Source organism: Mesorhizobium sp. M7A.F.Ca.AU.002.02.1.1, assembly GCF_003998535.1.
Lineage (GTDB): Bacteria > Pseudomonadota > Alphaproteobacteria > Rhizobiales > Rhizobiaceae > Mesorhizobium > Mesorhizobium ciceri.
On the sequence record NZ_RZPB01000229.1, the window covers coordinates 1 to 7937 of the forward strand.

General features: G+C 64.3%; 9 protein-coding genes. 1 reads left to right on the forward strand and 8 read right to left on the reverse strand.

The features are described 5' to 3' along the window. From EN879_RS15930 to EN879_RS15940, 3 genes are all read right to left on the reverse strand, one after another. Positions 1–529, reverse strand: a 529-nt coding sequence (locus EN879_RS15930) for a branched-chain amino acid ABC transporter permease (protein WP_164774428.1), incomplete at its 3' end; no start/stop codon positions are given. Positions 530–679: 150 nt separating this feature from the next. Next, positions 680–1792 (reverse strand): branched-chain amino acid ABC transporter substrate-binding protein, encoded by a 1113-nt coding sequence (locus EN879_RS15935; protein ID WP_063168747.1) that lies wholly within the window; start codon positions 1790–1792, stop codon positions 680–682. A gap of 141 nt (positions 1793–1933) precedes the next feature. Further along, positions 1934–2707, reverse strand: coding sequence for a GntR family transcriptional regulator (locus EN879_RS15940; RefSeq protein WP_063168746.1), 774 nt, complete (start codon positions 2705–2707; stop codon positions 1934–1936). Positions 2708–2818: 111 nt separating this feature from the next. Here EN879_RS15940 and EN879_RS15945 point away from each other — a divergent pair, with 111 nt between their 5' ends. Further along, on the forward strand, positions 2819–3571 hold the full coding sequence (locus EN879_RS15945; protein WP_063168745.1) for an NAD(P)-binding domain-containing protein: 753 nt from the start codon (positions 2819–2821) through the stop codon (positions 3569–3571). A 28-nt stretch (positions 3572–3599) separates the two neighbouring features. Here EN879_RS15945 and EN879_RS15950 read toward each other — a convergent pair whose 3' ends face one another. From EN879_RS15950 to EN879_RS15970, 5 genes are all read right to left on the reverse strand, one after another. Next, a complete protein-coding gene (locus EN879_RS15950; protein WP_063168744.1) occupies positions 3600–4349 on the reverse strand; it encodes an SDR family oxidoreductase in 750 nt (249 codons plus the stop codon). An 18-nt stretch (positions 4350–4367) separates the two neighbouring features. Then, a complete protein-coding gene (locus EN879_RS15955; RefSeq protein ID WP_063168743.1) occupies positions 4368–5294 on the reverse strand; it encodes a 3-hydroxyacyl-CoA dehydrogenase NAD-binding domain-containing protein in 927 nt (308 codons plus the stop codon). After that, positions 5291–6160: a hypothetical protein gene (locus tag EN879_RS15960; protein ID WP_063168742.1), complete on the reverse strand. Its 870-nt coding sequence runs from the start codon at positions 6158–6160 to the stop codon at positions 5291–5293. Before EN879_RS15960 ends, EN879_RS15955 begins: the two co-directional genes overlap by 4 nt. 1 nt (position 6161) lies before the next feature. Further along, positions 6162–6485: an NIPSNAP family protein gene (locus EN879_RS15965; protein WP_063168741.1), complete on the reverse strand. Its 324-nt coding sequence runs from the start codon at positions 6483–6485 to the stop codon at positions 6162–6164. Positions 6486–6548: 63 nt separating this feature from the next. Beyond that, on the reverse strand, positions 6549–7937 hold a 1389-nt coding region (locus EN879_RS15970), incomplete at its 5' end, for an alpha/beta fold hydrolase (RefSeq protein WP_206520957.1).

Here is a 7937-nt window from a genome sequence, read left to right on the forward strand (position 1 = left end):
CGATGATGCCGATACGGCTCCGGTTGACTAGGACATGCAGGCCGAACATCAGCACGAAGGCGGCGATCAGGATGCCGATCTGCATCAAGGTGATGGTGCCGCCCATCACCTGATATCGGACGACGGGGAAGAAGCTGGGAAAGGCGACTGGCTGTGGGCCGGCCAGGATCTGCACCCCGGTGACGAGCGACAATGAGACGCCGAGCGAGGACAGCATCGGCGCGAGCCGGGTGGAGCTTCTCAGCGGTTTGTAGGCGACCCTTTCGATGCCGACTCCAATGAGGCCGACGAGGAAGATCGCCACGAGAAAGGCCGCGGTAAGCGCCAGCGCGCCCGACATCCCGACATCGCCGACCAGCAGGCTGAGCGCCAGAAACGCTACATAGGCGCCGAGCATGAACATCTCGCCATGGGCGAAGTTGATCATGCGCAACACGCCGTAGACCATGGTGTAGCCGAGCGCGATCAGGGCGTAGATCGAGCCGATGGTCAGGGCATTTACCGTTTGTTGGATAAGATTTCCCAGCATGGGCCGGCGTCCTGTGCCTGCAACCCCATGGACCGGTCGAACCGGGAAGGGGAATGGTCGACGTGGCCGCCCGTACTTGCGGCAGGCACGCCCGTCAACAGGTGAAGGAGCCGCTTCGCGCGTAGCGATGCGGCTCCGGCGGTCTGGCTGCTATTTCGAACCGACGAGATGGAAGCCCGTTCCCTCCACCTTGTAGAGGTAGGATGGGGCGACTTTGAGTTCGCCGGTTTCGTCGAATTCCAGCTCGCCGACGACGGTCTTCGCCTTAACTGCATGCAATGCCGCGTTGAGGTCCTCACGCGTGAGGCCTTTCGTCGTTTTCAGCACCTGTTCCAAAATCTGGCCCTGTACATAGCCGTAGATCGAATACGGGCCGGCTTCCTCACCATATTTCGCCTTGTAGAGTTTGGCGAAATCGGCGATCTCGGGGGAGGCATCCATCGGCGGCACCTGGATCGCGACAAGCGTGCCCTGGACATTGGCTTCGCCGGCCTGTTTGATGAGGTCCGGCGTGTAGCCGCCGTCCGGCACCATTAGCACGGCGGCGATACCTTGCTCGTGCATCTGCTTGGCAAACAGCGCAAGCTGCGGCATGACGGCGCCGAGATAGATCGCATCGGGCTTCTTGGACTTGATCTGGGCCAGCACAGCGGTGAAGTCCACGTCGGATGGCGCCACGGCAATGGTATCGAGGACCTTGCCGCCGCCGGTTTCGAAGTTCTTGGCGAAGATTTCGGAAATGCCCTGGCCGAAGACCTGCTTGTCGTTGACGATCACGGCAGTCTTGGCGCCGAGCTTGCCCAGCGCATATTCGGCTGGCAACAATGCGCCGGCCAGATCGTTGGCCACCGGGCGCACCATGAACTTGTAGCCCTGCTTGGTGAGAGACGGATTGGAGCCGAAGGTCATGGTCGGCAGCGTGCAGTCTTCATAGATTGGCAGCGTCGACTGGGCGACGCCGGAATTGAAGTTCACCAGGCCAAGCACGACCTTGTCATTGTCGCAGAATTTCTGGGCGACGAGCGTTCCCTCGCGCGGGTCGGCCTTGTCGTCCTGCTGGTCATAGGCAATGGTGACGCCATTGACGCCGCCATCGGCGTTCAGCCTGTCGACGTAGAGCTTGAAGCCATTGTGCCAGGTGCTGCCGAAATAGGCCTGCGCGCCCGAGAGCGGCGCGGACATTCCGACGGTAATCTGCTCGGCCATGGCCGGCGCTGCAAAAAGCGAGGCGCCGAGAAGAAGTGTGGCGATAGATTTTTTCATCATGGTTCCCCTTAGCTGCTGACTACGACAGGGGAGGCCGTTGCGGTCTTCTTCCCCGTGTAAGCCCATCGAAGCAGACAAAGGGATCGTCGTCAAGAAAGTGTCGACACTATTGCGTTCAATTTTGTGCTCAGATATCGATTATGCGTCGCGAGCCCTTCGGCGACGCTTCAGCTCGGCGCCATTGTCGGGCGCGAAAACCTTGAGCAAGGCGTCCTTGAGCGCTTGCTGCGTGGCGGAGACGGTCATTTCGATATGTTCGCGCAACAGTTTCGCGCCGTTCTCGGCATCGCGCTTGACGGCAGCCTCGACGATGGCCGAATGGGAGGTGATCTGCGCCTTGTCATGCGAAGGATGTTCGATCTGGATGCGGCGGATGAAGCGGATGCGTGCATTGATGGAGCTGAGCTGGCCGACAAGTTCCGGATTTCCGGAGAGTTCGGCGATGAGCAGATGGAAGCCTTCGTCCTCGGCCAGGATGACATCCGGCGGCTGGTCCGGGTAGGCGTCGACGATCGCTTCCCAGTAGCTCCGCAGCCGGTCGATTTCGCTGTCGTCGGCGCGCTCGCACATCAGCTTGAAAGCAGCGCACTCGATGATCGAGCGGAACTCGTAGAGATCGAGCAGGCCCTCGGTGCTGAGGCTTCTGACGAAAAAGCCTCGATTGGGCGTGAGCGAAACGAAACCCTCGGAGGCGAGCCGGTTCAGCGCCTCGCGGATCGGTGTGCGCGAAAGGCCAAGGCCGCGCGAAAGCTGGACCTCGTTGATGCGCTCTCCGGGCTTCAGCTTGAATTCGACCAGGAGCTTGCGGATGGTGTTGTAGGCGCGTTCGCTGCTATCGGCAGCGCGGCGCGTCTCCGCTTCAGCGGCAAGGGACGGGTCGCTATCGGCACTGGTCTCGGCTCGTTCGGTCACGTCGGTTCTCATCTGATTTGTATGCAGGCTGTGTCGACACTTTGTAGAGCCGCCTTTCTTTCCCAACTTCGTGTGAATGGCAAGCAGCAGGTTCAAATCCGGGGGACAACAATGATTGTAGGCATTCTTGGGGTCGGGCATCTGGCGACGTCCATGCTGGCTGGGTTCTTGCGTTCCGGGCTTGATCCCGCGGCGATCGTGCTGTCGCCGCGGGGCAAGGCGGCGGCGCTCTCCGCCCGGCACGGTTTTCGGCTGGCAATCGACAATCGCGATCTCGTCGAACAGTCCGATGTCGTCATTGTTGCGGTGCGGCCCGTGCATGCGCCGGATGCGGTCGCTGGCCTGCCGTGGCGCACGGACCAAACAATGGTTTCGGTTTGCGCCGGCGTAGCGCTATCGCGGTTTGCTGTCGCGCCTGCGCGCGCGGTGCGCGCCATGCCGTTCACGGCTTCCGAAATCTGTGCCAGTCCGACGATCTATTTCCCCGACCTTGAGCAGGCGCGGGCGGTCCTCGACTGGCTTGGCCCCTCGATCGCTCTGGCCAGCGAAACGGACTTCGAGTTGGCGACGGTCAATGCCGCCATCTATGGCTGGGTGCAGGATCTGATCCGCAGGACGACTGAATGGTCGAGCGCGCGAGGTCTCGATCCGGCAATTGGCCGCCGGCTGACGGCGATGACGTTCGTGGCCGCCGGGCGGCTGATTGAGGAGAAAGACCAGCCGATGCATCAGATGCTCGAGGAGCTGGTGACACCGGGCGGCATCACCGAGCGGGGTCTGCAGGTGCTTTCGGCGCGCGGAGTGCCTGCGGCCTGGGAGGAGGCCTGCACGGCCGTGCTCGACAAATTGACCGAGCCGGACTGAGGCGCGGCGTCGCTGACGCCACGCATGCTCATCGTTGCGGCGCGGGCGGATAGGTATGGCCGCCGGGCGCCTGTTCGCTCGGCGCGACGGTCAGTTCGCTGATGTCGACATGATCCGGCATCCGCAGCGCGGTAGCAAGCACGGCGGCAATGTCGGCCGGGCCGAGCGGCCGCTGTTGCGAGTACATGCGCTTGCGCAAGCCCTCGCGGTCGCCGTCGAAGGCCTTCAGATAGAAATCCGTTTCCACACGGCCCGGGGCGATCTCGGTCAGCCGCACGCCGGTGCCCGCGAGATCATAGCGCAGGATGCGACCGGCCTGGGAAAGGCCGGCCTTGGCCGCACCGTAGGTCGTCGTGCCGGGAAAAACGCCGCTGGCTGCCGTGCTGGTCAGGTTGAAGATGTGGCCACGCTTGCGCGCGATCATGCCCGGCAGCAACATGCGGATGAGCTGCAAGGGTGCGGTGAGGTTCAGCGCCACCACCTCGGCTGTTTCCTCCGCGCTCTGTTCGTGCAGGGGGCGCACGGTCGCCAAACCGCCGGCATTGTTGACCAGGACATCGATTTCCGCCGCACCGAGCGCAGAAGCGATCGCCTCGTTGTCGCGCACATCGGCGACAAGCGGTTTCACGCGTGGCCCGAGCCTCTCCTGCAGGACCTGTAGCGCGCCACGGCTGCGCGCCAGCGCATGGACGGTCAATCCTTCCGCGATCAGGCTCTCGACGATCGCTGCGCCGATGCCTTTCGAGGCGCCGGTGACGAGGGCGGTGCGATAGGTCATGGCCATTCTCCGTGACGATTAGAGTGCACCGTGTGCGGCCACTGTTTTCAAAATGCCGACCAGGCCAGGCTCGCGCGCGGCCTTCAGATCCTCGTGGCTGCGCCCGCCTACCGCCGCATTTGTCGAAGCTGTGATCGAGCGGATGGTCTCGCTGTCAAGCTTTGCGTCGAGCAGCGTGTCCCAGATCGCCTGATAGGTCGGGCCATATTTGCGCAGGAAGTCCTCGATGCCATCGGCGTTGAGGCTGTTGGAGATGAACGAACCTTGCAGGGTCCATTTCGCGCCCGGCCCATACATGAAGGCACGATCCACGTCCTCGACCGAGGCGACGCCGTCTCGCACCAGAGCGATCGCCTCGCGCCACATGGCGCCCATCAGGCGCAAGGCGATATGGCCGGTCACCTCCCGGTTGAGCGTTACCGGCTTCTTGCCGATGGCTTCATAGATGGCGCGTGCGCGGGCGATCGCTTGTGGATCCGATGTCTTGCCGCCGACGATCTCGACCAGCGGCATCAGATGCGCTGGATTGAAGGGATGGCCGAGCACGACGCGGCCGGGCAGGCGGCACTCGCCCTGCATGTCGGACACCAGCAGGGCCGAGGAGGAGGAGGCGATGACGATCTCGTCACCGACATGATCTTCGATCTCGGCGAGCAGCCGGCGCTTGAGGGCCAGGTCTTCCGGACCGTTCTCCTGCACGAAATCGACGCCTTGGAGCGTCTCGGCGAGCGTCGGAAAAAGATGGATCTCGCCGGGCGAGGGCGAGGATCCCTTCAACGCGTCTAGGTCGGCCATGAGTGCAGGCAGCACCTCGTTGAAAGCCGCTTCGCGCCGCTCTGTCGGGTCGAACACGCGCACCGCGTGGCCGGCATGGGCAAAGCAAGCCGTCCAGCGCTGCCCGATGACGCCGAAACCGACAATGCCGATGGTCAGTTTTTCCATCATCCGGCCCTCCTGCCGTCAAGCGCAGCGCGGAAGGCCTCGTTGAGGTCGTTCCACGGGATGAGAAGATCGATCCAAGCGCCAACCCGCCCGGTAGCCAGGATCGCCTCGTCCATCAGCGCACCGAGCGGATAGTTGCCGTCCATCGCCGCCTTGAGCCGGAAAAGCAGGGCAGGCGTTTCCTCCATGTGGCAGAAATCGCGTAGCCGGGTCGCGGTCTTGTCGAGCGCGATTGCTGCCGCCTGGCGCAGCACCAATTCGTCCTTCCGGCCGCGCTCGGCGCGGATCCACCAGAGGAATTCGTGCAGCACCCGCGCTTCTGATTCCGCGGTGAAGACAGGCCCTGCCGGGTGCATGATGGCGCGTGACGCGGTGACCCGGCTGATGTCGGCGGGACAGAACACCCACAGCGCCTTGCGAGCGGCAATGATATCCTGTGGCAGCGACGATGGCGGCGAAGGCTCGGACACGCCGCCATCCGACCGGACAAGCGTGCCTTCCAGGATGCGGCGGCCCTGGTCCTGTTTCAGTGTCGCGGCAAGTTCGGCAATGCCTTCCACCGGCGCGTCGAGATGGCCGAGAACGGTGATCTCGGCATTCTCCGCCTGAAGCGGCGCGAAGGTGATTTCGAGGAACTGCCGCACCGGCCAGTAGATGAATGCGCCGGCGGTCGCGGAAAGCACATGCGTAGCACCCTCGATATCCTCGACGAAGGGAGCATGCCAATAGATATGGCTGCCGGCGATCTTCGGCGTGTGCAGCTGCAGACGCATCGGCAAGGCCGAAAGCAGCGCGCGGCGCGTGCGCTCGGCATCGCCAGTCAGGCGCAGCGGCCAGCTGCGCCCCTCGGTCGAGAAAGTCAGGTCCATCTTATTTTCCCGGATTGAAGAACGAGACGGGTTTGAGGATCTGGTTGCGCATGTCGAGCAGATAGTCGGTCTCGATCACCTTGCGCCGGTAGGCCTGCCATTCCGGGTCTGCCTCCATGCGGTCGCGCCGCTCCTCCCGGTCGGCAAGGCTTTCATATCTCCACAGATGCACGGTGCGCGAGAGGTCGCCGATATGCGTCTGGAAGAAGCCGAAGGGCTCGCCCAGATAATGCCGCTGCATCGGCAGGCCGACGTCCTCGTAGAGTTTGAGGAAATGCGACAGCTTGTTGGGGCGGGCGGTGTAGGTGCGATGGTCGAAGATCATATCGGCACTCCTTCTGACATTCTGTCGTGGCGCCCTTGACGCGGGCGTGATGGTCTTGCCGGCTCAGCCGGCACTTCGCACCGTATCGGCGATGAGCCGGGCGGTGAGCGCCGGTGCCTCGATCTGCGGTACATGGCCAACGCCATCGAGAAGATGAACGGCAGTGAAGCCCGGCGCGCGGGCCGCATGGGCGACCGGGATGACGCGATCGAGCCTGCCCCAGATGAGCCGCGTCGGGACGGCGAGTTCGCCAAGCGCGCCCGCGAGATCGAAACCCTGCGTGCCGTCCGGGAACAGGCTTTCGGCCATCGCAGTGAGCGCGTCGCGATTGCCGGTCTTTTCCAGCTGTCTGAGTGCGGCCTGCGCATAACCGACCGGCAGGGCCGAGGGGTCGCCGACCATGACCGCCAGCCATCGCTCAAGCGCCGGGACGGTTGTTGCGCGGGCGAGCCCGGCAAGGAAGCCCGCATTGATCTCGGGGCCGAGCCCGCCAGGGGCAAGGAGTGTGACAGAGCGTACCGTAAAACGGCCCAGTCGTGCGAGCGCCAGAGCCGCCGCGCCGCCGAGCGAATGGCCGACGAGATGGGCATTGCCGACGCCCATCCCCTCCAGCCGGTCGGAGAGGAGGAAGGCGATCTCCTCGATGATGCTTGCAGGTCTTGCCGCTTCCGTACCATGGCCGGGCAAGTCGAGGCTGATCGTCTCGATCCCCGGCCCGAGCAACGGGACAACCTGCCGCCACACGGAGCGATCCGCCCCGAAGCCGTGGATGAGGACCACCGGCACCGTCTGCCGGGCCGGCGCGGCGACAGGCGATGCCTGGACTGCGGCTGGCGCCCGCTGGCCTGCACCGTCCTGTTCGTTCGTGCGAGCGGCAAGGGTGGCATCGATGTCGCGCTTCTTGATCCGTCCGCGCGGCCCGCTTCCCGAAATGGCGGCAAGGTCGAGCCCGGCCGCGGCGGCAAGGCGCCGGGCAAGCGGGCTGGCGATCGGGCGGCTGCCAGGCTGCCGGATGGAGGAAGAGGCTTCGTCAGCCACAAGCTCGCGCGGATTGGCTGCCGCGGCGGCTGCTGTCGCCGGCCCGACCGAGGCTGGCTGGCCAGCCATCGGCTTCGCGTCCGCGATCGTGCCGAGCACGGCGCCCACCGGCGCTTCCTGTCCCTCGGCGAAGAAGATTTCGGCCAGCCAGCCGTCGCGGTCGGCTTCGATTTCGGTCGCGGCCTTGGCCGTCTCGACGGTGACGACCAGATCGCCGGCCTTGACCGGATCGCCTGGCTTCACCGCCCAGGCGATCACCAGCACGGCTTCCATGTATTCGCCGCCGGCGCTGTCGATGCTGATCGGATGGGTCGCCATCGCCGCCGCCTCCGTCACTTCAGCGTCTTCAGCGCGGCGGTGCGGATCTTCTCGGCACTTGGCAGCATCGCCGTTTCCAGCGGCTCGGAATAGGGG

Excerpts from the sequence above, each read along its gene's own strand:
- EN879_RS15935 (WP_063168747.1), bottom strand. The coding sequence starts at position 1,792 with ATGAAAAAATCTATCGCCACACTTCTTCTCGGCGCCTCGCTTTTTGCA.
- EN879_RS15945 (WP_063168745.1), top strand. The coding sequence starts at position 2,819 with ATGATTGTAGGCATTCTTGGGGTCGGGCATCTGGCGACGTCCATGCTG.
- EN879_RS15950 (WP_063168744.1), bottom strand. The coding sequence starts at position 4,349 with ATGACCTATCGCACCGCCCTCGTCACCGGCGCCTCGAAAGGCATCGGC.
- EN879_RS15955 (WP_063168743.1), bottom strand. The coding sequence starts at position 5,294 with ATGATGGAAAAACTGACCATCGGCATTGTCGGTTTCGGCGTCATCGGG.
- EN879_RS15960 (WP_063168742.1), bottom strand. The coding sequence starts at position 6,160 with ATGGACCTGACTTTCTCGACCGAGGGGCGCAGCTGGCCGCTGCGCCTG.
- EN879_RS15965 (WP_063168741.1), bottom strand. The coding sequence starts at position 6,485 with ATGATCTTCGACCATCGCACCTACACCGCCCGCCCCAACAAGCTGTCG.